The sequence below is a fragment of the Nocardia caishijiensis NBRC 108228 genome, from assembly GCF_001612825.1.
GTDB classification, from domain to species: Bacteria; Actinomycetota; Actinomycetes; order Mycobacteriales; family Mycobacteriaceae; genus Nocardia; species Nocardia caishijiensis.
Genome location: NZ_BDBE01000034.1, coordinates 1 through 24,072, shown reverse-complemented (window position 1 = coordinate 24,072; position 24,072 = coordinate 1). Strand labels below are relative to the sequence as shown.

Here is a 24,072-nt window from a genome sequence, read left to right as displayed (position 1 = left end):
GTTCGTGCACAAAGCAGCACAACCTAGGAGCGCGTGTGTCCGCCATCTTCGACTGGGCGACCAGCGACAACTTGCAGCCGGAGCCGGTCACCCTGGACATCTGGCGCAAGCTGTCCGAGGACTACTGCCGTCAGGTCGAGGTGGTCAACGGTGACATCGTGCGCGCGGAATCGCCGAATCGCGCTCATCAGAAGGCCGCGCGACGCTTGGCCGACATGGTGGAAGCCGCCGCGCTCGCACATGTCAACCAATGGGGTGGGTGCCTGGATGTAGACACCGACTTCGATGTGGTGCTGTGGGAGTTTCCCCGAGTCACCATCCGCCGTCCTGATGTCGCATTGTTCGACTGCGCACCGAACGATCTGCGCCCGCTGCCCGCGTCACTGGTGAAGATCGCGATCGAGGTGATCTCCCCCGGCACCGAAATGGTGGACAGCGCCGACAAGAAGACCGAATACGCTCTGGCCGGAATCCCCTGGTACTGGCTGGTGTGGGTGTCGGACAACAGCGTCAGCATGATCAAGATCTTTGTCCTCGACCATGTACAGGGGCAGTACGTCCCGCACCTGGAATTGCGGCCTGCCGACGGTGATTCTGTTATCGAGGCGCCGGTCCGCTGTCAGATCGACTGGAAGCGGTTGAGCGACCTGGTGCTCTGACAGCGACTTCCGGTTTCGCCGCCGATTTCGCGTGGCCCACGAACAGAGCCGAGGCGAGCACGCCCACGAGGAGGATCGCGGCGGGCAGCAACATGGACTGGGCCAGCGATGTACTGAATTCGTCGACGACGTGCGGCGGGAGGGGGCCGGTACTTGCGCCCTCGCCGACGGGGGCGTCGCCGCTGAGGCCGTTGGCGCTGAGCCGGGCGGCGATGAGGGCGCCGATGGCAGCGCTGCCGAGGACCGAACCGACCTGGCGGGTGGTGTTGTAGACACCGGCGCCCGCACCGGCCTGGGTGACCGGCAGGTTGTGGGTGGCGGTCGAGGCGAGCGGAGCCCAGATGCAGGCATTGGCCAGACCGGCGAGACCGCCCACGATCAGGAACGCCACGATCGACGAATCCGGCTTCATCAGCACGGCGAAACCGACGATGGAGGCGGCGAACAGTGAGAAGCCTGCTGTCGGAATCAGGCGGGGCGGTAATCGGTCGGCGAATTTGCCGATGAACGGCGCCGCGATACCGGTGACGATCGCCATCGGCGCGAACATCAGTGCCGACGTGGTCGGCGACATCTCGCGCACACCCTGCAGATAGAAATAGGCGGGCACCATCATGGAGGTGACGGCGGCGCCCATCGCGGCGATCGCCAGATTCGACAGGGCGAAATTGCGGTCGGCGAACAAGCTCAACGGCACCAGCGGTTCACCGGTGTTGCGGGCCTGGTTGACGACGAACAACACGAGCATCACCACGCCGAACGCGATCAACGCCCAGATCCACGGCGCCCAGTCCTGCGAATTGCCTTCCTGGATACCGAACACCAGGGCGAGCATGCCGATACCGCTGAGCAGCACGCCGACGATGTCGAACTTGTGGTCGCTGGTCGGCAGGGCGGGGACCAGCCACATCGCCAGACCGAACGCGACGACACCCACCGGCAGGTTCACGAAGAAGATCCATTCCCAGCCGAGCCCGTCGACCAGCACACCGCCGAGGATCGGCCCGACCAGGGTCGCCAGACCGGCCACCGCGCCCCACAGGCCCATGGCCGCTCCGCGCCGGTCCGGCGGGAAGGTGCGGGTGATCACCGCCATCGTCTGCGGCGTCATCAGCGCGGCACCGATGCCCTGGGCGGCGCGGGCCGCGATCAGCATTCCGATACCGCCCGACAGCCCGCACCACAGCGACGCACCGGTGAAGACCGCCAGCCCGATCAGGTAGATGTTCTTCGGCCCGAATCTGTCCCCCAACCGTCCGGTGACCAGCAACGGCACCGCGTAGGTGAGCAGGTAGGCGCTGGTCACCCAGATGACATCGGTGATATCGGTGTGGAACGCGCTCATGATCGCCGGATTGGCGACGGCGACGATCGTCATGTCGAGCAGGATCATGAAGAACCCGACCACCAGCGCGAACAGCGCGAGCCATGGATTGCGTTCGGTGGTCATCGGTACGTCCTGTCTGGGATTGGTGACGATCCGGCCGTTCATGATCGTCGCACCGCCGAGCCTATGCCCGGGCACCGACACGGACGCCGACGAGCATTCGCCTGCCCCCGGAATTACCCCTTCCCGCTGGTCGAGACTGCGGTACCGTGGGAACTTCTCGATGGGGGGGGAACGGAACATGAGTCATCCCACAGCTTTTCGTGCCGTGCGTGGGCTCGCGACGGCCGTGGTCGCGCTGATCGCCGTGGCGCTGGTTCTCGAATGGGCCGGCGTCACCGTCCGGTGGCTCGGTTACCGCTCGGTCTCCGGACGCTACGAGGGCACCGTGAGCAGCGCCGAGTACAACGCGACCCGCGACGTGCTGATGCCACTCGAGGTCGGCCTGTGGCTGCTGTCGTTGCTCGTCATGCTGGTCGTCTTCATCGTTCTGGTCGGCTGGATGCTGCGGACACAGCGCAATGCCCGAACGGTTTCCCCGGTTTCCCACCACCTCTCCGCCCCGTGGGCATTCTGGGGCTGGGTGGTCCCGGTCGTTTCGCTGTGGTTCCCGCCCCTGTTCCTGCACGACATCGCCAAAGCATCGAATCCCCAGCAGCGCGGCACTCCCCTCGTGCCCCTCTGGTGGATCGCCTGGCTCACCGCCTGGCTGACCTTCTGGGCCGGAACCGTCCTGACGACCTCCGGCATCTCCGACGACCACGACACCATCCAGACTCTGCGCGACTCCGAGGTCGACTCCCTCTTCACCTTCAGCCTCCTGCGAACCGTCGCCGCCCTCCTCTTCCTCGCCGCAGGCATCCTCCTGTCGGCCACCGTCCTGAAGATCAGCCGCGCCCAATCCCATTGGACCCCGGCCCGCTCATAGCCAGGTCAGTCGTCCGTCGGTGACGCTCGGGCGGTGGTTCATGAACACCGCGCCGGATTCGAGACCGGCGGCGAGGGCGGTGAAGAGTGCGGTGAGGGAGGGAAAAAGGGGGCCGTCGGTCGCGGCGGTGGCGCTGAATTCGCTGACGCAGCCGGTGTGGGGGCCGGGGCGGGTGTCGAGGAAGAGGGTTGCGCCGTCGAGGTCGGCGAAGGGGATGAACTCCGGGAGGAACAGTTCGCTGGGGAACCGGCGGGGGCGGCGCTGAGGGTGGCCGGGTCGTAGGTGGCGGCGAGTTCGGGGAAGCGTGCGCGCTGGTCGGTGACGATGTCGAGCCAGAGGGTCCAGATGCGGTGGGCGGCGGACAGGGTGAGCAGGTGGTGGCTGGGGAGGAGATTGTGGGGGAACTGGTCCACGTGGTTGAACAGGACGGCGAGGTCGGTGGGGATGCGTTCCCACCAGGCGTGATCGACATCCACGGGATCGAGATCGCCGCCGGTCACGGGGGCAAGGGTGGCCGCGACCCAGGTCTGGATGTTCGTCAGTTGCTCTTCCAGGGTGCCCGCGCGACCGTTGACTGCCATCCGTCGAGTATGCGGGTGGGGCGGGACGGAATCGCGGAGCTAGAGCCCGTGTGCGTCCAGCCAGGCGCGGGCCGCGTCGGCGGGCGCCGTGCCGGACTCGACCTTGTCGATCAGTTCGACCAGGCCCTCGGTGGTGAGTTCGCCCGCCACATAGTTGAGCTTCTTGGCTCGCTGCCGGTCGAAGATCCCGGAGCGGAACAGGGCGAGCAGGTTCTGCGCGCGCAGGGCGTAGTTCTCGTCCGCCAGAACGCGACCGTCGACCGGGCCGTTGACCATACCGACCTGGATCACATTGTCCCGCAATCCTTGTCGTAGTTCTTTCGCCGAGGCGAACCGCACCGAGGTGGCGAAGGAACAACCCTCGATCGGCGACGGCTCAGACGGGGCGAAACCGGGTGATTCGGCGAACCCCGCGGTGAGTTCGGCACACGGCAGCGCGGCGACGGCGCGCACCGGCGACGCGTCGGGGACGACCACTCGCGCCCGCAGATCGGTGCCGTCCGCCGCGTCCGAGAGCGACAATCCCTGCGGCAGTGCCGCGTTGACCGCCGCGACCACCTCCTCGGGCTTGCGGGCAGGTGACGCAGGATTCCAGCGGTCGAGCAGGGCGCCGCTGCGGGCGGGCAGTACCGCGATACGCCCGGCGTCCAGGTCGGCGAGCGGCGCGGTCAGTCCGGTCCGCACGGCGGTGGCGGTGCCCGCACGCGCCAGGGCCTGGGCGTAGATCTCGGCGAGCACGATCGATTCCGCCGAACCGTCGGCGCCGACCGTCACGACCGGGCCGGGCTCGTCACCGGCGCAGGACGCGAGGGCGACAACGCAGGTGGCGGTCACCAAAGCGGCCGCAATTCGCCGCAGGGCGCCCGAGATCATCCGCCGACACCAACTTTCCGTCTTTGCCGTCAACCCCCGCAATTCGCCGCGACGCGGGGCAATATGAACACCCAGAATGTACCTGCGGCGTCCGCGCCGCACGCACAGCGCACTGCCCGCCTTTGCCGGAAGGACACCAGTGAGAACCTCTGCACACCGACAATGTCGACCGGCACACCGCATGGCGGCGCGGATGGCGCGGATTCTGGCCGCCGCGGTGGCACTGGCCGCCGCCATGGTCGTGGCATCGTGCGCCGACTCCGATCAGCAGATGGCCCGCGGCGATTGCGCCAGCGACGAATTGATCGTCGGCTCGGCCGATTTCCCCGAGTCCGAGACCGTGGCGACCATCTACACCGAGGTGCTGCGGATCAATGGTTTCAAGGTGGCGACGAAATTCGACCTCGGCAACCGCGAGTCGTATCTGCCAGCTGTCCGCCGGTGCGTGGTCTCCCTGGTTCCCGAATACACCGGAAACCTGCTGCGCTACTTGAACAAAGACACCACCGCGACCACCCCCACCGAGGTGGACACCGCGCTGACCAGCGCGCTCGGCGACGACCTCGCCATCGCCACCCCCGCTCCGGGACAGAGTTCCGACGCGGTCGTCGTCACCCGCGCGACCGCGCAACGCTGGAACCTGACCACCATCGCCGACCTCGCGCCGCATTCGGCGGAGACGATCTTCGCCGCCAAACCCGAATTCGTCGAGCGGCCCGGGGGCCTACCCGGATTACGCAAGAACTACGGCCTCGATATCAGCACGCGGAATTTCGTCGCGATCGCCGACGAACCGGAGACGGTGCGGGCCCTGATCGAGGGCCGGGTCACCGCCGCCGATATCTACACCACCTCACCGGCGATCATCCAGAACGACCTCGTGGTCCTCACCGACCCCGCGAACAATTTCGCCGCCCAGAATGTCGTCCCGCTGTTCCACTCCGCGAAGAAGACCGACAAGGCGGTCGCCGTCCTCGACGCGGTTTCGGCCGAACTCACCACCGAGGAACTGATTTCCCTCAACACCGCCGTCTCTGGCACCGCCAAGATCGAACCGAAGGCCGCCGCGCTCGCCTGGCTCACCGCCCGCGGCCTCGATACACCGATCGCCTAGCGCCGCGCGACCGAGCGTCAGTCGTCGCCGAGCAGCGCGCGCAGATGCGGATCGCCCGCCACCACCTCGCGCATCCTCGCCCGTTCCCGAGCTCGCTGGGCGTGCGCGTGGATCCAATCCTGTACCGCCTGGACGACGACCGCGTTCACCGCGATACCGTCGGCCTCGGCCGCGGCGATCAACTGGGCTTCGATCTCGTCGGGTAGGTGCACGGTGATCGTTTTCATCCCCTCATGATCCCACGTGGTCGTAAACGGGTATCTCCGCTCATGCGCGTGCGGGATGACCAACCGAGTCATCAGCGCATTGCCTATGCGCTACCTCAGGAAGATCCTTGACGGGAGTAGAGAGACCACGCTTCGCGCGAGGTCAGCCGGGTTGACATGCGTCTATGGTAGACGATGAAGTATCTAGTCAGAGGGTTTAGCTGCTCCTGACTGTCAAGCCATGGACTGGATAAGCACGGGGTCTGCCAGTAGGGTTCAAGTCACCCGAGAGAGGGAGCCCCCAATGTCCCAGGTGTCGACCTTCGGCACGACCATCGCCACACTTCTCTTCTTCTGCTACGTGCTGCCCCTGCTGACCTACTGCGTCATCGCGCTGGTCGCGGCCCTACACTCCGACGCCCGTCGCCGCGAAGGCGCGAAGTCCCTGCTGCCCGAGCTGCGCAGCGGCATCCGGGCGGGCGGTGCGATTCTGCGCCGCGGCGGTACTCGCCGGTGAGCGACAACGACCGAGCGGCTTCCCAGCTGGTGAATCGGGCCGAACTCGCCGAGATGCTGCTGGTCGACAAGTCGACGTTCAAGGTGTGGAGCAACCGTCACCCCGACTTTCCCGAACCGGTCGGCACCGACGAACGCGGGGCCCAGTTCTACGATCTCGACGAACTCCTGACCTGGCTCGACGGCCGCAAGATCGGGAAGCACAAGCTGCTAGAGGACGAACCGGTCGGCACCACCTACGGCGACCGACTACGCCGGTCGGCCGCTCACCGGACCCGCCCGTCGACTGTCACCTCGGCCCCGAGCAGCTCGGCCGGGGAACCCGCGAACGCGAACGCCTTGATCGCGCAACTGCGCCAGTGGCCGCGCTCGGGTTCCGGTCCTGGCTTCCTGCCGATGGCGGCGCTGGCCCTGACCTTCCTGAACACCACCGACCCGACGGCGCTGTCGACAGCGGTCACGGACGGGCCGTTGCCGCAGCTGTGGTCGAATGTCTGCGATCAGCTCGACAAGGCGGGCCAGCGCCGGGGCATCTCGGCGCATCTGTCGTCCGATCTCCGAACGATGCGGCCGCCGCAGACTCAGCACCTGCGCGCCGCGCTCGACCTCGCCCGCACGCTCGGCCCGGTGGCCGCCCGAGTGCTGGTCGAGCAGTTCGACGCGCAAGCCGAACTCGGCCCGACCCGGTACGTGGCACCGGCGGCGGTCAGCCGGTTGATGGCTGGTTGCGCGGTCGGGGCGGTGAGCAGTGGTCCGGTGACGCTATACGACCCGAACGTTCGCGGTGGCGAGTTGCTGCACGCCGCACTGGAATTCCTCGGTCAGGCCGAAGTCTCGATCGAAGCGCGCGCGGCCGACCCGCAACTGGCCCGGTTGGCCGGTCTCAGCCTGGGGACCACCGGCCGCCCGACCACGGTGTCGACCGGGTCCTCTCCCTGGTCCCGGCTGAATCACCCGTTCGCCACCGCCGTGGTCACCAACCCGCCGTTCAACGAAACGCTCGACGACGCCGCCGGGGAGCTGCGGTGGAGCTATGGCACTCCCCCGCAGCGCAACGGCAATTACGCCTGGTTGCAGCTGGCCGTGTCGGTGCTCGAGCCCGGCGGTTTCGCGGCGGTCCTGATGCCCGCCAAAGCCGGTCAATCCACCAACACGGCCGACCGCGAGATCCGGAAGGCCATGGTGCGTGCAGGTGTCGTACACGCTGTGATCTCGTTGCCGGACAGGCTCTTCCGGCCCACCGACCTGCCCGCGGCGATCTGGGTTCTCCGTAGCCCGGCCACCGCGCCCGTGCGCTTCGTCGTCGCCCGACAGGCCGGAGAACGCACCGCGACCGGGCGACACCGCCTGCCACGCGAGGTCGTCGACGACATCGTGCGCTACGTCCACGGCCCGAGTGAACGGGTCGGCGGCGCGGAGACGCCCTGGCAGGGCATCTCGGTGACGGGTGACCGAATCGAGCAGTTCGACGACGCGCTCGAACCCGCCCTCTACCTGCGGTCCACTCCGACGCCCGCGCCGAAGGACCTGCTCGCGCGGGCGCGCCAGGTGCAGCACGACGTCCTGATGGCGGTCGGTCGCGCACACGCCGTCGGAAAGCGGCTGTCGGCGGTGCGATTGCAGCCGTCGCTACCGGCGAACTGGAAAACCGAGCAACTCGATCGTCTGTGCGATCTGCGATCGGGACCGACGCCGAAGAATCTCGCCGCGGCCAACCGCTGTCCCTCGGGTGTGCGGGTCATCAGCAACAAGCATCTGACCGAGGCGGGCATCGTGCACGATGACGCCGACGGTGTCCGCGACGACATCGCACGCCGCATGCAGCGGTACACCGTCATGGCCGACGACGTGCTGATCGTCCGCACGGGGTCGCTCGGCCGACCGGTCATCGTCGACGCGCAGCATCAGGGCTACCTGCTCGGTTCGAACCTGATCCGCCTGCGTCCCTACGACTCCGACGAGTTCGACCCTCGGTTCCTGCGCATCGTTCTCGGCAGCGCGGAGGTGATGGCATGGATGCGCAGTCACTCCGCCGGTACGGTCGTGCACTCGCTCGGCGCCGAACAGCTCGCGAAACTTCCGGTCGTCGTGCCACCGATCGCCGACCAGCGCGCGATCGCCGAGGCGATGCAGGCGATCGACGACCAGATCACCACGTTGCACGCCGCCCTCACAGCGGCGCGAAAGGCACGCGAGCACCTCGCCGACGGTCTGCTCTCCGGCGCGGTCACCGCCGGTATCCCCTGAGACGGAGACACGACAGCGCCCCGCTCCGAAGGGGAACGGGGCGCTGTCGGTTGTTCGGTGCTAGGCGACGCCCTCGCGACGGGCGGCCTCGGCAACGGCCTCGGCGACGGCGGGTGCCACGCGGGGGTCGAGCGGGCTCGGGATGATGCGGTCGACGGCGAGTTCGCCTGCCACGACATTGAAGATCGCGTCGGCGGCGGCCACCTTCATGCCCTCGGTGATGCGGCGAGCGCCCGCGTCCAGCGCGCCCTTGAAGACGCCGGGGAAGGCGAGGACGTTGTTGATCTGGTTCGGGAAGTCGCTGCGGCCGGTGGCCACGATGGCGGCGTACTTGGCGGCCACCTCGGGGTGGATCTCCGGGTCGGGGTTCGACATGGCGAACACGATCGACCGCGGTGCCATCGAGGCGATGAGCTCCTCGGGAATGGTGCCCGCGGACAGGCCGAGGAACACATCGGCTCCGGCCAGGGCCTCGGCGGCACCACCGGTGAGGCCGCGGGGGTTGCTGCGGGCGGCCAGGTCGGCCTTCACGCCGTTGAGGCCGTCACGGCCGACGCTGACGATACCCTTGGAGTCGAGCACGACCACGTCGGGCACACCGGCGGCGAGCAGGATGTCGGCGCAGGCCACACCCGCGGCACCGGCACCGGAGACGACGACCTTCAGCGCCGACATGTCCCGACCCTGCTGCGCGGCAGCACCCTTGAGGGCGGCGAGCACCACGATGGCGGTGCCGTGCTGGTCGTCGTGCATGACGGGGCAGTCCAGCGCCTCGATGACGCGGCGCTCGATCTCGAAGCAGCGCGGTGCCGAGATGTCTTCCAGGTTCACCGCACCGAAGCTGGGGCGCAGACGGATCAGGGTCTCGACGATCTCGTCGGGGTCGGTGGTGTCGAGCACCAGCGGGATCGAGTTGAGACCGGCGAACTTCTTGAACAGCGCGGCCTTGCCCTCCATCACGGGCAGCGAGGCGCGCGGGCCGATGTCACCGAGGCCGAGCACGGCGGTGCCGTCGCTGACGACGACGACGAGGCGATCGGTCCACGTGTAGGTCTTGGTGAGGGCGGCGTCCTCGGCGATCGCGCGGCTCACCTGCGCGACGCCGGGGGTGTAGGCGATCGACAGGTCGCGCTGGGTCTCGAGCGGCGCGCTGAGCTCGACCGACAGTTTGCCGCCGAGGTGACCGGCGAAGATCTCCTCGTTGGTGATAGCAGCGAGGCTGGCTGCGTCATCGGCCTGGGGCGCCGCGGTGGCATTCGGTGCGTCAGTCACAGGTGACACGATTTCACTCCTGCTCGAGTCGGGCTCAACCGGGGGACGGTTACCGCCGGGTTTTTCTGGAAGCCGGGTTTATCTGGAATACGGGTTACATGACGCTCATCGGGTGCGCGACCGCCCGCGTTTCCGACGGGAACCGGAATGCGGGGCGCGACACTGAACCGCGGAGCGGAGCCGGACGGGTGGTCCGGGCGAGCGAACGGGTCGACCTTCGGCCACGACGGTGCGTCGCGACGCGGACGGTCTCCACAATCCCCGAACCCGGCGGTGGCAAGGGAAGGGAATTCGCACCATTCTGCCAGTCCGGCCGACCGGTTGCCAAACCGGTGCGGCGTGTCAACGGGCTGGGCGTCATCCGTCGAGCGTAGCCGTGTCGAATTGCCGTGGAGTTAGGGAAAACTCGCAGCACCGCAGGGGTGCCCGGTGAACAGTCACACCGTGGCGGTGGTGCTCGCGGTGAGCTCGCCACCACGTGGATCGGGCCGCTGCTCCGGGCGTACCCAGACCTCGTCGACCCCACCACAGCGCACCCGGACCCGCCACTGAGCCAGCACGTCGGGGTGGTCGATGCGCCGGTGGATGCCCCGGCTCTCGGTACGGACGAGGGCGCTGTGCCCGGCCCAGCGAGCGACGGCGAGCAGGGCGGCGGCCTCGCGGGCACGTAGTCGCTCGGCGCCGGTGCCGCCGAGCTCGAACCGGGCGCCGGGCCACATCGCGTCGAGTTCGGCGATGCTGTCGGTGAGGCTGCCCGCGCTGCGCCGGAAACTGCGGCGCAACGGCAGGGTGTGTTCCTGGACGAGTCCGACCACCGAACGCGGGTCGATGTGGGCGCGGGGGCCGAGTCCGGCGGCGGGTGCCGTCGGCACGACCACCTCGCCGCCCGCGGTGGCCGCGCGAGCAGCACCCTCACCCGCCCAGCTGCCCGAAGCGAGCGCCCACGCCCCGCGCAGCCCGTCCGAGCATCCGGCGGCCCCGGCGACGACCTCACGCGCGGCGACGCCACCGGCGGCGAAGAGCCCGGGCACGGTGGTCGCGCAGTCGGCGCCGGCGAGGGCGAGTCCGCCGGACCCACGCACGGTGCCGTCGAGCACCGCGCGCACCGGCACCCGCCCGGCTGCGTCGACCGCGCCCTGCCTGCGCAGCCAGTGCCCGACCGCCTCGGGTACGTCGTCGAGCGCGGCGAAGACCCGCCTGCCGTCGGCGATGGCGCTCAGCGCCGCCGCAGTACGTCCCGACAGCTCGGCGCCGGATTCGTCGTAGAACGTGGCGAAGCGCACCGCGAGCCCACTGGCGATGCTCCGATGGGGATGCACACGGGCGAGGACCGGGGCGAGGCCGTAAGCACTGGAGAATTCCATGCCGGACAGCTCGGCGCCGGTCTCGGCGGCCATCAGCAGGCCGTCGCCGGTGTTCACCTCGGTGCCCGCGCCACCGGACCCGAACGCGCACCCACCGGTGGCGAGGACAACGGCGCCCGCACGGATCGTCCAGCGCTGAAAGTTGTTGTGGCGCCGCACCCCCGAGGCACCGACGACCCGACCTGCGCGGTCGACGAGCAGGTGCAGCGCGGGGTGGTGATCGAAAATGCGCACACCCGACTCGAGCGCGCCGCGCCGCAACCTGCGCAGATAGCTCGCGCCCTCGAACCGGATCCGTCGCGGATCGGCGACCTGCCTGCCCGACCAGTTCGCCAGTCGCTCGTGCGCCTCGTCGATGACGCGGTGCAGCCACGCCGGATCACCGAGCCCACCGCCGCGCACCAGCGCGCGCTCGACGGCTTCGGCCCGCGCCTGACCCGGCGGGATGTCCCAGATCGTGGTCGCGCCGTACACCCCCGGCCCGCTCGAACCACAGCGGCCCTTGTCGACCAGCACCACCCGCGCGCCGTGCGCGGCCGAGGAAACGGCGGCCCAGAGCCCGGCGGGTCCGCCGCCGAGAATCAGAACATCCGTCTCCAGGTTGCCCATACTGAGAGATATTCGGGCACAGTTCACCCTTCCGCAACCATTAGCGAACTGTCATCCCCACCACTGTGTCCACAGCAGGGCACCGGTCGTCACGAACACGACGGCCGACCCGGTCACAGCCGCCGCCCCCCGCCGCCGATCCGCGACGATCTGCGCCCCGACGACGACCACGGCCGCCAGCACATGCCACGTCAACGATTCACCGCCCGGCCCGGGAAAGTCGCGGCGCGCACCGATCAGCGCGGCGCCGATCACCACACACAGCAGCACGACGACCCCACCCGCGACGACCCCGCTCAGCGTGCGGACCGCCGTCACGAGGAGATCACCGCAACCCCGCTCGCCTTGCCGATCAGCGCCTCGAACTGGTCGGGATCGGTGTGGCAGGCGCCGATCTCGATGGTCTTGTTGCTGCCGTGGTAGTCCGACGACCCGGTGCGCAGCAGGCCGAGTTCGTCGGACAGGTCGGTGAGCACCCCTCGGTCGGCAGCGCTGTGATCGGGGTGATCGATCTCGAGGCCGGTGAGTCCGAGGGCGGCCAGGTTCCTGATCTCGTCGAGCGCGAGGAGCCTGCCGCGTTTGCGGGCCCGCACGTGGGCGAGCACGCTCACCCCGCCCGCGTCGGCGACCAGCCGCACCGCGCGCGGCAACGGAGTGTCGACCTTCTCCGCGTAGTAGGGGCCGTGCGGGGCGAGCAGGTCGACGAACGCGGCGTCGACACTGGCCACCACCCCCGCCGCGACCAGGGCTCGCGCCAGATGCGGCCGACCCGCCGCGGGACCAGCCCCGGCCAGCACCGCCTCCGGGTCGATCGGCAGGCCGTCGGCCACCATCAGCTCGGCCATGGCCCGCACCCGCGCGATGCGCTCGGCCCGCAACCGCTCCCGTTCCTCGGCGAAACCGCGATCGGTGGGATCGAACAGATAGGCCAGCAGATGCACCGGGACGGGAAACCCGTCCTCCCCCATGCCCGTACACGACATCTCCATCCCGCGCACCAGGGTGAGACCCGGCGGACGCGCCGCCTCGGCCTCGGCCCACCCGCCGGTGGTGTCGTGGTCGGTGATCGCGACGACGTCCAAACCCGCCGCGGCGGCGTTGCGGACCAACTCGGCCGGGGTGTCGGTGCCGTCGGAGGCGGTGGAATGGGTATGCAGGTCGATGCGCACACCCTCAGTCTTACAGTGCGGTGTCGACCGACGTGCGATCGTCGACCTGCCCGTAACATCCGGGTGTGCCCTCCTTCCCGTCGCTGCCGAATTTCCACAAGGCGGGTCGCACCGCGACAACCGCGCGGCCACGGGTTCCGGTGCCGACCGCCCGGGCCATCGTCGACTGCGGCGTCTACGTCGACGGCAAGCGGCTGCCGGGCCGCTTCACCCCGCAGCAGGCGCTCGCGGAGGCGCGCGGAACCGACTCGGGTTTCGTCTGGGTCGGCGTGCACGATCCCGACGAGACGCAGATGAACGACATCGCCCAGATCTTCGGGCTGCACCCGCTGGCCGTCGAGGACGCCGTGGTCGGCAGGCAACGTCCCAAGCTCGAACGCTACGACGACACGTTGTTCCTGGTGATGCGCACGGTCAGCTATGTGGAACACGACATGCACGCCGTCAGCGAGATCGTGGAGACCGGCGACATCATGGTCTTCACCGGACCGCATTTCGCGATCACCGTGCGCCACGGCGAACACACCGGTCTCGCGGGCGTGCGTCGCGAACTCGAGGGCCAGCCCGACCAGCTGCGGATGGGTCCGCCGTCGGTGCTGCACGCCGTGGCCGATCACGTGGTCGATTCGTATGTGGACACAACCGAATCGATCGAGGAGGACGTCAACGAGATGGAGGAGGCGGTGTTCACGCCGGACTCCAAGGTGGGCATCGAATCGATCTATCAGCTCAAACGCGAGGTCGTGGAGTTGCGCCGGGCGGTGACGCCGCTCGGCATCCCGCTGGAACGGTTGGTGACCAACCAGGCTCTGCCGGTGCCGACCGAATTCCGGCGCTACATGCGCGATGTCGCCGATCACCACGTGAGCGTCACCGAGCAGATCGCCTACTTCGACGAGGCGCTGAGCAGCCTGGTCAACGCCGCTCTGGCCAAGATCAGCGTTCAGCAGAACACCGACATGCGCAAGATCTCGGCCTACGCCGCCATGGCGGCGGTGCCGACCATGATCGCGGGCGTGTACGGCATGAACTTCGACTACATGTGGGAACTGCACCAGCGGTGGGCGTATCCGGCGGTGCTCGTGGTGATGGCGGTGCTGTGCGCGCTGTTGTTCCGCAGTTTCCGCCGCAACAAGTGGCTCTAGAGATTCACCGCGCCGCGACCGGGATCACGCACATCGATGCCCGCCTCGGCCCAGGCCTCACGCAATGCCTGCGCGCCGCGCACCCGCACCCAGGCTGCTTCGGTGGCGGTCACCGGGGTGACGCTGAGGTAGCGCACCGGTTCGGCCGGTTCCGGCAGCGCGATCTCCGGCACGTCGCTCTCGCCGAGCAGCACCGCGGTGAACGGCCCGTTGTGCCACAACGGTTCACCGAGGTCGAGCAGCGCGTCGGCTTGCAGCACAACACCTTCCACCGACGGGGTGGCGACGAGCACGCCGAGCGAGCGGACCAGACCCGCCTGCGGTCCGGCAGCGGCCAGCAGGGTGAGCACGAGTTCGGCGCGGGGGCCACGGACCGGGTCGGCGAGCAGATCGGCCGGGTCACCCATCGGGTGCCGTGAACCGCCGAGCGTCGCGTAGTGCACCACCCCGTCGCCGGGGATGCGCAGGATCTCGATCGGCTCGAGCCCGAGGAACGTCACCGACGCGGAGTCGACCCCGGCGCGCTCGACCTCGTAGTGGCCGAGCACCGCCGTGCGCACCGAATTCACCACATCCATTGCGTCACAGCGCCAATCGGGCCAGCATGTCGCGGGCGCGTTCGGCCGTCTTGGGGTCGCACAGCACGTCGTAGCGACCGGCGACCAACTGCATGGTCGACGCGAAATCGCGCTGCCCCTTGGTCGCCGCGTACGGGATGGAGGTGGTGATGACACCGAAGACGATGCCGCCGAGCAGACCGACGACCAGCGGACCCAGCGCCCCACCGGTGGTGGTGAACAGGCTCAGCAGCAGGCCGAGGAACAGGCCGAGCCACGCGCCCGACACCACGCCACCGCCGATGACCTTGCCCCAGGTGAGCCGGTAGAGCACCCGCTCCACCTGCATCAGGTCGACACCGACGATGGTCATGTCCTGCACCGGGAACTGGTTGTCGGCCAGGTGATCGACCGCGCGCTGCGCCTCGGCGTAGGTCGGATACGACCCGACCGGCCAGCCCGACGGCGGCGTCGGCAACGCCTGCCGCCCGCGGTTCGAGTTGCCCAAGGGATTCGTCATAGTCCCATTCTGCTATTCCTGGCCCGGTTGTGGCGGAGTGAAACGGGTGGTCCTGCTCATTCCGGCGGCCCGGCCCTTCTCGGCGATGACCTGCGCCATCTTGGCGGAGGCTTCGTCGATCATCTCATTGCCGAGCATCACCGCGCCACGAGCACCACCGGCGGCCGAGGTGTGGAAGGCGTAGGCCTCGAGAATCAATTCGGCGCGGTCGTAGTCCTCCTGGCGCGGGCTGAAGATCTCGTTGGCCGCGTCGATCTGGTCCGGGTGCAGCACCCATTTGCCGTCGAAGCCGAGCGCGGCGGTGCGTCCGGCGGCCCGACGGAAACCGTCCACGTCACGAACCTGCAGGTAGGGGCCGTCGATGGCCTGCAATCCGTGGGCGCGGGCGGTGAGCAGGATGGTCATCAGGATGTGGTGGTAGGCATCGCCGGTGTCGTAACCGGGCGGCTGTTCGCCGACGACGAGGGTGCGCATGTTGAGGCTGGCCATGAAGTCGGCGGGACCGAAGACCAGGGCCTGCACGCGCGGGCTCGCGGTGGCGATCTCGTCGATATTGCGCAGCCCCATGGCGTTTTCGAGCTGCGGTTCGATGCCGATGCGGCCGACCTCGAGCCCGCACGCCTTCTCGAGTTGGGTCAGCAGCAGGTCGAGTGCGCGCACCTGGCCCGCGTCGGTGACCTTGGGCAGCAGGATCGCGTCGAGTTCGCGACCCGCGCCCTCCACCACCGTGATGACATCGGCGTAGGTCCATTCGGTCGTCCAGTCGTTGACCCGGACCACCCGCAACTGCTCGCCCCAACCCGGTTCGTTCAGCGCGGCCACGATATTGGCGCGCGCCGACACCTTGGCCTCGGGGGCGACCGCGTCCTCCAGATCGAGGAAGACCTCGTCGACGGGCAGACCCATCGCCTTGTGGATCATCTTCTGGCTACTGCCTGGCACGGCGAGCACCGAACGGCGGGGCTTCATCCGGGTGCGCTCCTTACTACTAGCCTGAGGGTCATGGCAACCACCAGGGTGTACGTCGCCCGGCTCGCGGGGCTGACGGTGCTTGGTCCGGACGGGGAGTCTATCGGCCGGGTCCGTGATGTGGTCGTGGCCGTCCGGTACGGGCGTCAGCCGCCGCGAGTTCACGGTCTGGTTGTCGAATTGCCGACGCGGCGAAGGATTTTCGTTCCGATGCTGCGCGTCACCGCGATCGAGCCCGGCGTGGTGACGCTCAACACCGGCACTGTGAGCCTGCGCCGATTCGCCCAGCGCGCGGGCGAATTGCTCGCCCTGGCCCAGGTCGTCGACACCCGGGTGCACGTGCACGACCCGGATCTGCCCGATCTGGAGGACGTGGACGTATTCGTCGCCGATCTCGGCATCGAGCAGACCCGGACCCGGGACTGGGTGGTCGGCCGGGTCGCGGTGCGCGGGCACCGGCGCCTCGGACGCAGGCGAACCGTCCACGTGGTCGACTGGTCCTCGGTGAGCGGCCTGACCCCGGCCGCCGTCGGCAGGCCGGGTCAGGACGTCACCGCGCTGCTCGCCCAGTTCGAGGGCCTGCGCGCCGCCGACGTGGCCAACCGGCTGCGCGAACTGCCCGAGAAACGCCGCGTGGAAGTGGCCGTCGCCCTCGATGACGAACGCCTCGCCGACGTGGTGCAGGAGCTGCCCGACGACGACCAGGTCGACCTGCTCGGCCACCTCGAGGTGCGCCGCGCCGCCGACGTGCTCGAGGCGATGGACCCCGACGACGCCGCCGACCTGCTGGGCGAGCTGCCCGAGAGCGAAGCCGAATCGCTGCTGGCCCTGATGGACCCGGAGGAGTCCGAACCGGTGCGTAGGCTGCTCGCCCACTCCCCCGACACGGCGGGCGGCCTGATGACACCGAAACCGGTGGTGCTGAGCCCGTCGACGACGGTCGCCGAGGCGCTGGCCAGGGTGCGCGACCCCGATCTCACCCCCGCGCTGGCGTCGATGGCCTTCGTCGTTCGCCCGCCGACGGCCACCCCGACCGGCTCCTACCTGGGCTGTGTGCACATCCAGCAACTGCTGCGCGAACCGCCCGCGCACCTGGTCGGCGGCATCGTCGACACCGACCTGGCCGCCCTCACCCCCGACCTGCCGCTGTCGGCGGTGACCCGCTACTTCGCCACCTACAACCTGGTGTGCGGGCCGGTGATCGACGACGAGAACCACCTGCTCGGGGCCGTCACCGTCGACGACGTCCTCGACCACCTGCTGCCCGAGGACTGGCGCGAAGAGGAGACACCCCCGCTGGAACAGACCGAACCGAGGCCGCTCGACACCGACGGCGTCACCGGTCGGAAGGACACCGCGTGAGAGGTCAGCGCCCGCGGGAGGCAGCTCGCGTCACCACGCAGGGCGCCCGAGCACGCGGAAAGGAATCAGCGTGAGCGAGAAGAACCCGGCCAGGCAGCGGCTGGAGACCCCGGTCGGGTCGCGATTACGGCTCGACTGGGACTCCGAGGCGTTCGCGCGCAGCAGCGAGAAGGTCGCCCGGTTCCTCGGCACCGGGCGCTACCTGGCGATCCAGACCATCATCGTCATCGTCTGGATCGTGCTCAATGTGTTCGTGGTGGCGCTGCGCTGGGACCCGTACCCGTTCATCCTGCTCAACCTGGCCTTCTCCACCCAGGCGGCCTATGCGGCGCCGCTGATCCTGCTCGCCCAGAACCGGCAGGACAACCGCGACAAGGTCTCCCTGGAGGAGGACCGCACCCGCGCCGCGCAGACCAAGGCCGACACCGAATTCCTCGCCCGTGAGCTGGCGGCGCTGCGCCTGGCCGTCGGCGACGTCGCCACCCGTGACTACCTCCGGCGCGAGTTGGAGGAGATCAAGGAAATGCTCGACGGCGCGCCGAGAACCGACACAAAGCGAAAAGGCTCCCGCAAGAAAACCTCCGGTCAAACGCCGTCTCCGGCCCCGGTTTCGCCTGGTGCTCCAGATGAGTGACCGGAAATGCTCAACAAGTACCTGACCGATGGGTAACCTGGATCACGTTGTTCCGGGCGGGCCGGAGGGGGGACTCTGCGGCGCCGCTGCTTCGACGTAAAGGGTTGGTGTGGCCGCAATGCGAATCTCTGCTCCGATAACCATGTCGGCCCTTGTCGTCGCGGGACTCGTCGCGTCCGGGTCGGCCGCGCATTCGTCGAACCCGAGCACCGCGCCGACCGCGCCGGAGGCCCTGCTCGCCGCGAACCAGACCACGGCCGACGCCACCGCCGAGAGCGATCCCTCAGAGATCGTCGGTCTGCTACCGGTGACACAGGAGGCACCGCGCAAACTGCGCGCGCTGAGCCCCTCCGCCAACACCCTCGCACCCTTCGCGGGAACTGTTCCGCTGCAATCGATCTCACTGCCACCGGGCAGCGGCACACTCGGCATCCCCGAGATCGTGCTCGCCGCCTATCGCAATGCCGAACTGGCCATGCAGACCGCGCAACCCGGCTGCGGGCTCACCTGGAACCTGCTGGCGGGCATCGGCCGCATCGAATCGGGTCATGCCAGCAGCGGGCGCACCGACGCCGCGGGCACCACGACCACCCCCATCTTCGGGCCCGCGCTCGACGGCACCCTGCCGGGCAACGAGATCATCAAGGAAGCCGACGGCGGTTACGTGCGCGCCGTCGGGCCCATGCAGTTCCTGCCGAGCACGTGGGCTCACTACTCGGCCGACGGCAACGGCGACGGTGCCGCCGACCCGCACAACGTCTTCGACGCCGCCCTCGGCGCGGCCAAGTACCTCTGCTCGGGTGGGCTCGACCTGCGCGACTCCGCACAGGAACTGCGCGCGGTGCTGCGCTACAACAACTCGATGTCCTACGCGGCCAACGTCCTGAGCTGGTCGGCGGCCTACCGCACCGGCGGCGCGCCGAGCCAGGTGACGATCTCGCCCGACATCATTCCGCCGGGCAGCGCGCCGACCGTCGCGCCGAACGTGCTGGCCGCCGACGCGCCCGTCACCGCGGCGCCGCCGTCGACGACTAACCAATTACCGCCCGACACACCGAAGGTCACCACGCCCACCCAGGTGATGATCACGCTGCCCGGCCTGCCGCCGATTCCCTGCGGCATCTTCTGCCCCGCGCCCGTCGCGCCCGAGGTGTGCGTGGACGAGCCGTTGCCCGCGCAGATGCCGAACCCGGTCGCGCCCGCACCGCAGACGTTCGGCGCCGAGGCGCAACCGGACCCGGCACAACAGAACTCGGCGCCGCGGGATCCCGCTGTCGCACCGGGCGAACGGAACCAGCAGGCGGCGTGCGCGCCCGCCGAACAGCCCGCCCCCGCACCGGTCGAGACGCCCGCACCCGCGCCCGAGAAGACGCCGGAGCCCGGTATCGCGCCCACCGAGGAGCCCGCGCCGCCCGCCGCTCCGGCACCGACGCCGCAGCCCGGAATCACGTTGCCGTTCAACATCGTCATCCCGCTGCCGCCCGCTCCGCCCGCGCCCTAGAAATCAAACCGAAATTCAGATCACGGAGGGGTAACAAAAAGGTCTCGGGTGCGGTAATCTCGGCTCATGGGTCGTCATCGTAAACAGCCTGCAACGACGGTTCGACGTAGTTCGATCATCGCGCTCACCGGTCTGGTTCCCGCCGGACTCGTGGCCGTCACCGCCGCCGCCACCGACACGACCACCGCCGAAATGGCGGCCGTGGAGCACGATCTGCCCGAACTCGACGCCGACACCGGCCCCGAATTCGCCGCGGCACCGCAGGCGGAGGTCGCCGAGGTCGTCCACGCCGAGGCCAAGCAGTCGCGGTCGGCCACCCCCGAGGTGAAAACCGTTGCGCTGTCCGGTGATCGGATCGCCTCGGACCTGCCCGCCGGGCCCCTCGGCATCCCCGGCATCGCCGTCGCCGCCTACCAGGCCGCCGAACAGCAACTGGCCGTGGAGAATCCGCACTGCGGCATGTCGTGGTCGCTGCTCGCCGGTATCGGCCGGGTCGAATCCACGCACGCCTTCGGCAAAGCCGACGCCGACGGCAACCCGATCAAGGCCGTCTACGGTCCCGTCCTCGACGGCAGTCTGTCGGGCAACAACGTCATCCACGACAGCGACGGCGGCGCCCTCGACGGCATCGGCGGCTACGACCGCGCCATCGGCCCCATGCAGTTCCTCCCCGAAACCTGGGAGCGCTACGCCGCCGACGGCAATGCCGACGGCATCGCCGACCCGCAGAACCTCTACGACGCCGCCCTCACCGCAGGCAAGTACCTGTGCGACGGCGGCCTGAACATGCGCGACCTGTCCCAGCAGTCCAAGGCCATCCTGCGCTACAACAACTCCATGGCCTACGTCGCCAATGTGATGGCGTGGTCGGGTTCCTACTCCAGCGGCCTCGCCCCCAAGCCGCAGGACCTCCCGCGCATCCACTGAGCGCGCGCCCCACACCCGGCCGGGAAACCGGTGCAGCCTAATATCGGACATATGGCAGTGATTACGGAAGCGGATGTGCGGGCGGCGCTCGCGAAGGTCGACGATCCGGAGATCCGCAAGCCGATCACCGAGCTCGGCATGGTCAAGAGCATCGCCATCGCCGACAGCGGTGACGTGCACGTGGAGGTGTACCTCACCACCTCCGGCTGCCCGCTGCGCACCGAGATCGTCCAGCGCGTCACCAAGGCCGTCGCCGACGTGCCGGGTGCCGGTGCGGTGACCGTCGACCTCGACGTGATGAGCGACGAACAGCGCACCGAACTGCGCAAGTCGCTGCGTGGCGACTCCGCCGAGCCGGTGATCCCGTTCGCCCAGCCCGGTTCGCTCACCCGCGTGTACGCGGTGGCCTCGGGCAAGGGTGGCGTCGGCAAGTCCAGCGTCACCGCCAACCTGGCCGTGGCCCTCGCCGAGCGCGGCCTGTCGGTGGGTGTGCTCGACGCCGACATCTACGGCCACTCCATCCCGCGCATGCTCGGCACCGACGCCAAGCCGACCCAGGTGGAGCGGATGATCATGCCGCCCATCGCCCACGACGTGAAGATGATCTCGATCGCGCAGTTCACCCAGGGCAACACGCCCGTGGTGTGGCGCGGTCCGATGCTGCACCGCGCGCTGCAGCAGTTCCTGGCCGATGTGTTCTGGGGCGATCTGGACGTGCTGCTGCTCGACCTGCCGCCCGGCACCGGCGATGTGGCCATCTCCATCGCCCAGCTGATCCCGAGCGCCGAGATCCTCGTCGTCACCACCCCGCAGATCGCCGCCGCCGAGGTGGCCGAGCGCGCGGGCGCCATCGCCCTGCAGACGCGTCAGCGGATCGCGGGCGTCGTGGAGAACATGTCGTGGCTCGACCTGCCCGACGGCTCGCGCATGGAGCTCTACGGGTCCGGCGGTGGCCAGGTGGTCGCCGACCGCCTCACCCGCGCCGTCGGCTCGACCGTGCCGCTGCTCGGCCAGATCCCGATCGAACAGGCTCTGCGCGAAGGCGGCGACGCGGGCACGCCGATCGTGCTCGCGGACCCGGAGAACCCGGCCGCCGTCGCGCTGCGTGGTGTGGCCGACAAGCTCGCGGTGCGCAAGCGGGGTCTGGCGGGCATGTCGCTCGGCATCGACACCACTCGCCACCTGTGACAGCTGAACCGACAGCTCCCGTATCACTGATTCGGGACTTGTCGGTGTGTTTCTCTAGGCTTGGATCATGCTGACGCTGCTTCTGTACGTACTCATCGTCGGGTTGGTCGCGGCGATGTTGTTCCTGCTCGCCAGTGCGGTGTTCGGGCGGTCGGAGGAGCTGGGTCCGTTGCCGCAGGGGACCACCGCCACTGTGCTGCCCGCCGAGGGGCTCACCGGCGCGGACGTGCGGGCGTTGCGGTTTCAGCAGGTGGTGCGCGGCTACAAGGCCGGTGAGGTCGACTGGGCGTTGCAGCGGTTGGCCGAGCGCATCGACGAGCTCGAGTTCGAGCTGGCGCAGGTGCGGCAGTGGCAGGCGCAGGTGAGCGCCGGGCAGGAACACCGGTGAACGAGCTCGTCGACGACGGGCTGATCCGCTGCGACTGGTCCACCGGCTCCCAGCTCTACCGCGACTACCACGACCACGAATGGGGCAAGCCCCTGCACGGTGACGACGCCATGTTCGAACGCCTCTGCCTCGAGGCGTTCCAATCGGGGCTGTCCTGGATCACCATCCTCCGCAAACGACCGGCGTTCCGCGCCGCGTTCGCGAACTTCGAGATCGCCGCCGTCGCCGAATTCGACGACGCCGACCGCGCCCGGCTGCTCACCGACCCGGGCATCGTCCGCAATCGCGCCAAGATCGACGCGGCCATCGCCAACGCCCGGGTTGCTCGCGACCTGCCGATCGGGCTCGACGAACTGGTGTGGTCGTTCGCACCCGAGCCACGCCCGAGGCCCGCGACCATCGCGGATGTGCCCGCCACCACACCCGAATCCATTGCTCTGGCAAAGGAATTGAAGCGCCGAGGCTTCGCTTTCGTCGGCCCGACCACGGCATACGCGCTGATGCAGGCAACCGGCATGGTGGACGATCACCTGGCCGTTTGCTGGGTGCAAGCCGTACCGAAAGGAACCGACTCCGGAGTCAGATTTGCTACTCAGGTGTCCGCCCGAGTCGGCAATAGGGAAGAATAGGACCGGTGTGGCCCGCCGAACACCCGGCGGACCAGAGAACAGTAGTGCGCACTCCACCGCGCAGATCTGGAGGGAGCAGAGGATGGCGGCCATGAAGCCCCGTACCGGGGACGGTCCCCTCGAGGCAACCAAGGAAGGTCGTGGAATCGTCATGCGGGTTCCACTCGAGGGTGGCGGGCGTTTGGTCGTCGAACTCACACCGGACGAGGCCGCGGCCCTCGGTGACGAACTGAAGAGCGTCACCAGCTGACAGCCCTGACCGAGGTCGCCGCACTCCTGGCCTGCCCGGAGTGCGGCGACACCCTGCAGCCCGACGCCGCCGCACTACGGTGCGGCAACCGGCACAGCTTCGACATCGCCCGCCAGGGTTACGTGGGCCTCCTGACCGGCGCATCGACCAAGATGACCGGCGACACCGCCGCCATGCTCGATGCCCGCGCCGCGTTCCAGGGTGCGGGACACTTCGCCCCCATCGCGGCGGCGGTCGCCCAAGCCTTCGGCTTCGTTGCCGAGCCCGAACACACGTCACATGTGCCCTACTCGGGTCCGGTTAGTGGCGTACGGCCGTCGGGCAGCGCCACATCGCCGGACGACACCACACCGCCGGACAGCGCCGCATCGCCAGACAAACCCGGCTTGCCGGTCAACACCGGGTCGCCGGGGGGCTCGACTACACCGCGAGACGCGATCGGACGCGCAGGCGGGGCTGTGTTGGAGATCGGTGCGGGTACCGGGTATTACCTGGCCCAGCTACTCGACGCGCACCCCCGCACCCTCGGCATCGCCCTCGATGTCGCCAAGCCTGCTGCCCGCCGTGCGGCTCGTGCGCACCCCCGGCTCGCCTCGATCCTCGCCGACGCCTGGCGCGGTCTTCCGATCCGCGACGGCGCCCTCAACGGGGTGCTGTCGGTCTTCGCCCCGCGCAATCCCGCCGAGGTCGCGCGGGTGCTCGGTCCCGGCGGACGCTTCGTCGTCGTTACGCCTACCTCGCGCCACCTGGGCGAGCTGATCGAGCCGCTGGGTATGGTCCGCGTCGACCCCGACAAGGACCGACGGCTCGAGGACGCCCTGTCCGGGACCTTCACTCGCACCGATCACACCCTGGTCGAATTTCCCATGAAATTGTCGCGCGCGGACGTGACCAATGTGGTTGCGATGGGTCCGTCGGCATTCCACGGCACTCCGGCCGACGACCCGCGGATCGCCGCGCTCGCTGACTTCACCCAGGTGACCGCTTCGGTCACCGTCGCGACGTACGCACCCGTTGGCTGAGGGCGGCTAACGCCTCGGTGTTTTGTGCACCACAAAGGTATTGGACTGTATTTTT

General features: G+C 68.9%; 26 protein-coding genes. 15 read left to right on the top strand and 11 right to left on the bottom strand.

The features are described 5' to 3' along the window. Positions 1-35 precede the first annotated feature (35 nt). Complete coding sequence (locus NC7_RS18355; protein ID WP_067984771.1) at positions 36-659, top strand: Uma2 family endonuclease; 624 nt, start codon at positions 36-38, stop codon at positions 657-659. Here the strand turns inward: NC7_RS18355 and NC7_RS18350 are convergent. Continuing rightward, on the bottom strand, positions 598-2,109 hold the full coding sequence (locus NC7_RS18350) for a DHA2 family efflux MFS transporter permease subunit (protein WP_067985096.1): 1,512 nt from the start codon (positions 2,107-2,109) through the stop codon (positions 598-600). The genes NC7_RS18355 and NC7_RS18350 overlap by 62 nt on opposite strands. A gap of 178 nt (positions 2,110-2,287) precedes the next feature. On the opposite strand from NC7_RS18350, the gene NC7_RS18345 reads away from it, so the two are divergent. After that, positions 2,288-2,974: a DUF4328 domain-containing protein gene (locus tag NC7_RS18345; RefSeq protein ID WP_159372878.1), complete on the top strand. Its 687-nt coding sequence runs from the start codon at positions 2,288-2,290 to the stop codon at positions 2,972-2,974. A 38-nt stretch (positions 2,975-3,012) separates the two neighbouring features. Here NC7_RS18345 and NC7_RS18340 read toward each other — a convergent pair whose 3' ends face one another. Then, on the bottom strand, positions 3,013-3,555 hold the full coding sequence (locus tag NC7_RS18340) for a hypothetical protein (protein WP_067984767.1): 543 nt from the start codon (positions 3,553-3,555) through the stop codon (positions 3,013-3,015). A gap of 39 nt (positions 3,556-3,594) precedes the next feature. Then, positions 3,595-4,428, bottom strand: coding sequence for a type 2 periplasmic-binding domain-containing protein (locus NC7_RS18335; RefSeq protein WP_067984765.1), 834 nt, complete (start codon positions 4,426-4,428; stop codon positions 3,595-3,597). Positions 4,429-4,621: 193 nt separating this feature from the next. Here NC7_RS18335 and NC7_RS18330 point away from each other — a divergent pair, with 193 nt between their 5' ends. After that, complete coding sequence (locus NC7_RS18330) at positions 4,622-5,542, top strand: ABC transporter substrate-binding protein (protein ID WP_236573476.1); 921 nt, start codon at positions 4,622-4,624, stop codon at positions 5,540-5,542. A gap of 17 nt (positions 5,543-5,559) precedes the next feature. On the opposite strand, the gene NC7_RS18325 is transcribed toward NC7_RS18330, so the two are convergent. Then, complete coding sequence (locus tag NC7_RS18325; protein ID WP_067984763.1) at positions 5,560-5,769, bottom strand: hypothetical protein; 210 nt, start codon at positions 5,767-5,769, stop codon at positions 5,560-5,562. 283 nt (positions 5,770-6,052) lie between these two features. Here NC7_RS18325 and NC7_RS18320 point away from each other — a divergent pair, with 283 nt between their 5' ends. Together NC7_RS18320 and NC7_RS18315 are read left to right on the top strand one after the other, a co-directional pair. After that, positions 6,053-6,265, top strand: a complete 213-nt coding sequence (locus NC7_RS18320; protein WP_067984762.1) for a hypothetical protein — start codon at positions 6,053-6,055, stop codon at positions 6,263-6,265. After that, positions 6,262-8,511 (top strand): N-6 DNA methylase, encoded by a 2,250-nt coding sequence (locus tag NC7_RS18315; RefSeq protein WP_067984760.1) that lies wholly within the window; start codon positions 6,262-6,264, stop codon positions 8,509-8,511. The genes NC7_RS18320 and NC7_RS18315 overlap by 4 nt, the downstream gene beginning before the upstream one ends. Before the next feature lie 60 nt (positions 8,512-8,571). Here NC7_RS18315 and NC7_RS18310 read toward each other — a convergent pair whose 3' ends face one another. From NC7_RS18310 to NC7_RS18295, 4 genes are all read right to left on the bottom strand, one after another. After that, positions 8,572-9,792 (bottom strand): NAD(P)-dependent malic enzyme, encoded by a 1,221-nt coding sequence (locus NC7_RS18310; protein WP_067984758.1) that lies wholly within the window; start codon positions 9,790-9,792, stop codon positions 8,572-8,574. Positions 9,793-10,220: 428 nt separating this feature from the next. Continuing rightward, positions 10,221-11,756: an FAD-dependent oxidoreductase gene (locus NC7_RS18305; RefSeq protein WP_067984756.1), complete on the bottom strand. Its 1,536-nt coding sequence runs from the start codon at positions 11,754-11,756 to the stop codon at positions 10,221-10,223. Between the two features lie 51 nt (positions 11,757-11,807). After that, complete coding sequence (locus tag NC7_RS18300; RefSeq protein WP_067984754.1) at positions 11,808-12,074, bottom strand: hypothetical protein; 267 nt, start codon at positions 12,072-12,074, stop codon at positions 11,808-11,810. After that, the gene (locus NC7_RS18295; RefSeq protein ID WP_067984752.1) at positions 12,071-12,925 is read right to left on the bottom strand and encodes a PHP domain-containing protein; all 855 of its coding nucleotides are present in this window, start codon (positions 12,923-12,925) and stop codon (positions 12,071-12,073) included. Before NC7_RS18295 ends, NC7_RS18300 begins: the two co-directional genes overlap by 4 nt. Positions 12,926-12,990: 65 nt before the next feature. Between NC7_RS18295 and NC7_RS18290 the strand changes: the two genes are divergently transcribed. Beyond that, positions 12,991-14,070 carry a magnesium and cobalt transport protein CorA gene (locus NC7_RS18290; protein ID WP_067984751.1) on the top strand — a complete coding sequence of 360 codons (1,080 nt, stop codon included), beginning with the start codon at positions 12,991-12,993 and terminating at the stop codon, positions 14,068-14,070. On the opposite strand, the gene NC7_RS18285 is transcribed toward NC7_RS18290, so the two are convergent. The 3 genes from NC7_RS18285 to NC7_RS18275 are packed head-to-tail and all read right to left on the bottom strand — an operon-like array spanning position 14,067 to position 16,116. Further along, positions 14,067-14,648: a suppressor of fused domain protein gene (locus tag NC7_RS18285; protein WP_174550242.1), complete on the bottom strand. Its 582-nt coding sequence runs from the start codon at positions 14,646-14,648 to the stop codon at positions 14,067-14,069. The two genes, NC7_RS18290 and NC7_RS18285, sit on opposite strands and share 4 nt — an antisense overlap. A 4-nt stretch (positions 14,649-14,652) precedes the next feature. After that, a complete protein-coding gene (locus NC7_RS18280) occupies positions 14,653-15,147 on the bottom strand; it encodes a YflT domain-containing protein (protein ID WP_067984750.1) in 495 nt (164 codons plus the stop codon). Between the two features lie 12 nt (positions 15,148-15,159). Then, a complete protein-coding gene (locus NC7_RS18275; protein ID WP_067984749.1) occupies positions 15,160-16,116 on the bottom strand; it encodes an HpcH/HpaI aldolase/citrate lyase family protein in 957 nt (318 codons plus the stop codon). A 33-nt stretch (positions 16,117-16,149) separates the two neighbouring features. Between NC7_RS18275 and NC7_RS18270 the strand changes: the two genes are divergently transcribed. The 9 genes from NC7_RS18270 to NC7_RS30225 all read left to right on the top strand — a co-directional run bounded on the left by NC7_RS18270 (position 16,150) and on the right by NC7_RS30225 (position 24,017). Beyond that, on the top strand, positions 16,150-17,478 hold the full coding sequence (locus NC7_RS18270; protein WP_084458585.1) for a magnesium transporter MgtE N-terminal domain-containing protein: 1,329 nt from the start codon (positions 16,150-16,152) through the stop codon (positions 17,476-17,478). 70 nt (positions 17,479-17,548) lie between these two features. Continuing rightward, positions 17,549-18,112, top strand: a complete 564-nt coding sequence (locus NC7_RS18265; RefSeq protein ID WP_067984748.1) for a DUF1003 domain-containing protein — start codon at positions 17,549-17,551, stop codon at positions 18,110-18,112. Positions 18,113-18,230: 118 nt separating this feature from the next. Next, on the top strand, positions 18,231-19,613 hold the full coding sequence (locus NC7_RS18260) for a lytic murein transglycosylase (RefSeq protein ID WP_067984747.1): 1,383 nt from the start codon (positions 18,231-18,233) through the stop codon (positions 19,611-19,613). Between the two features lie 66 nt (positions 19,614-19,679). After that, on the top strand, positions 19,680-20,540 hold the full coding sequence (locus NC7_RS18255) for a lytic transglycosylase domain-containing protein (protein ID WP_067984746.1): 861 nt from the start codon (positions 19,680-19,682) through the stop codon (positions 20,538-20,540). A 51-nt stretch (positions 20,541-20,591) separates the two neighbouring features. Then, positions 20,592-21,728 carry an Mrp/NBP35 family ATP-binding protein gene (locus NC7_RS18250; RefSeq protein ID WP_067984744.1) on the top strand — a complete coding sequence of 379 codons (1,137 nt, stop codon included), beginning with the start codon at positions 20,592-20,594 and terminating at the stop codon, positions 21,726-21,728. A 67-nt stretch (positions 21,729-21,795) separates the two neighbouring features. Next, positions 21,796-22,116 carry a DivIVA domain-containing protein gene (locus NC7_RS18245; RefSeq protein ID WP_067984742.1) on the top strand — a complete coding sequence of 107 codons (321 nt, stop codon included), beginning with the start codon at positions 21,796-21,798 and terminating at the stop codon, positions 22,114-22,116. Next, entirely contained in the window at positions 22,113-22,745 is a 633-nt protein-coding gene (locus NC7_RS18240; protein WP_067984740.1) for a DNA-3-methyladenine glycosylase I, read from the top strand. Before NC7_RS18245 ends, NC7_RS18240 begins: the two co-directional genes overlap by 4 nt. An 82-nt stretch (positions 22,746-22,827) precedes the next feature. Continuing rightward, positions 22,828-22,995 (top strand): DUF3117 domain-containing protein, encoded by a 168-nt coding sequence (locus NC7_RS28600; RefSeq protein WP_011211259.1) that lies wholly within the window; start codon positions 22,828-22,830, stop codon positions 22,993-22,995. Further along, positions 22,992-24,017, top strand: coding sequence for a putative RNA methyltransferase (locus tag NC7_RS30225; RefSeq protein WP_067984739.1), 1,026 nt, complete (start codon positions 22,992-22,994; stop codon positions 24,015-24,017). Before NC7_RS28600 ends, NC7_RS30225 begins: the two co-directional genes overlap by 4 nt. Positions 24,018-24,072 lie beyond the last annotated feature (55 nt).

Excerpts from the sequence above, each read along its gene's own strand:
- NC7_RS18350 (WP_067985096.1), bottom strand. The coding sequence starts at position 2,109 with ATGACCACCGAACGCAATCCATGGCTCGCGCTGTTCGCGCTGGTGGTC.
- NC7_RS18345 (WP_159372878.1), top strand. The coding sequence starts at position 2,288 with ATGAGTCATCCCACAGCTTTTCGTGCCGTGCGTGGGCTCGCGACGGCC.
- NC7_RS18340 (WP_067984767.1), bottom strand. The coding sequence starts at position 3,555 with ATGGCAGTCAACGGTCGCGCGGGCACCCTGGAAGAGCAACTGACGAAC.
- NC7_RS18335 (WP_067984765.1), bottom strand. The coding sequence starts at position 4,428 with ATGATCTCGGGCGCCCTGCGGCGAATTGCGGCCGCTTTGGTGACCGCC.
- NC7_RS18330 (WP_236573476.1), top strand. The coding sequence starts at position 4,622 with ATGGCGCGGATTCTGGCCGCCGCGGTGGCACTGGCCGCCGCCATGGTC.
- NC7_RS18325 (WP_067984763.1), bottom strand. The coding sequence starts at position 5,769 with ATGAAAACGATCACCGTGCACCTACCCGACGAGATCGAAGCCCAGTTG.
- NC7_RS18320 (WP_067984762.1), top strand. The coding sequence starts at position 6,053 with ATGTCCCAGGTGTCGACCTTCGGCACGACCATCGCCACACTTCTCTTC.
- NC7_RS18305 (WP_067984756.1), bottom strand. The coding sequence starts at position 11,756 with ATGGGCAACCTGGAGACGGATGTTCTGATTCTCGGCGGCGGACCCGCC.
- NC7_RS18285 (WP_174550242.1), bottom strand. The coding sequence starts at position 14,648 with ATGGATGTGGTGAATTCGGTGCGCACGGCGGTGCTCGGCCACTACGAG.
- NC7_RS18280 (WP_067984750.1), bottom strand. The coding sequence starts at position 15,147 with ATGACGAATCCCTTGGGCAACTCGAACCGCGGGCGGCAGGCGTTGCCG.
- NC7_RS18275 (WP_067984749.1), bottom strand. The coding sequence starts at position 16,116 with ATGAAGCCCCGCCGTTCGGTGCTCGCCGTGCCAGGCAGTAGCCAGAAG.
- NC7_RS18270 (WP_084458585.1), top strand. The coding sequence starts at position 16,150 with ATGGCAACCACCAGGGTGTACGTCGCCCGGCTCGCGGGGCTGACGGTG.
- NC7_RS18260 (WP_067984747.1), top strand. The coding sequence starts at position 18,231 with ATGCGAATCTCTGCTCCGATAACCATGTCGGCCCTTGTCGTCGCGGGA.
- NC7_RS18255 (WP_067984746.1), top strand. The coding sequence starts at position 19,680 with ATGGGTCGTCATCGTAAACAGCCTGCAACGACGGTTCGACGTAGTTCG.
- NC7_RS18250 (WP_067984744.1), top strand. The coding sequence starts at position 20,592 with ATGGCAGTGATTACGGAAGCGGATGTGCGGGCGGCGCTCGCGAAGGTC.
- NC7_RS18245 (WP_067984742.1), top strand. The coding sequence starts at position 21,796 with ATGCTGACGCTGCTTCTGTACGTACTCATCGTCGGGTTGGTCGCGGCG.
- NC7_RS28600 (WP_011211259.1), top strand. The coding sequence starts at position 22,828 with ATGGCGGCCATGAAGCCCCGTACCGGGGACGGTCCCCTCGAGGCAACC.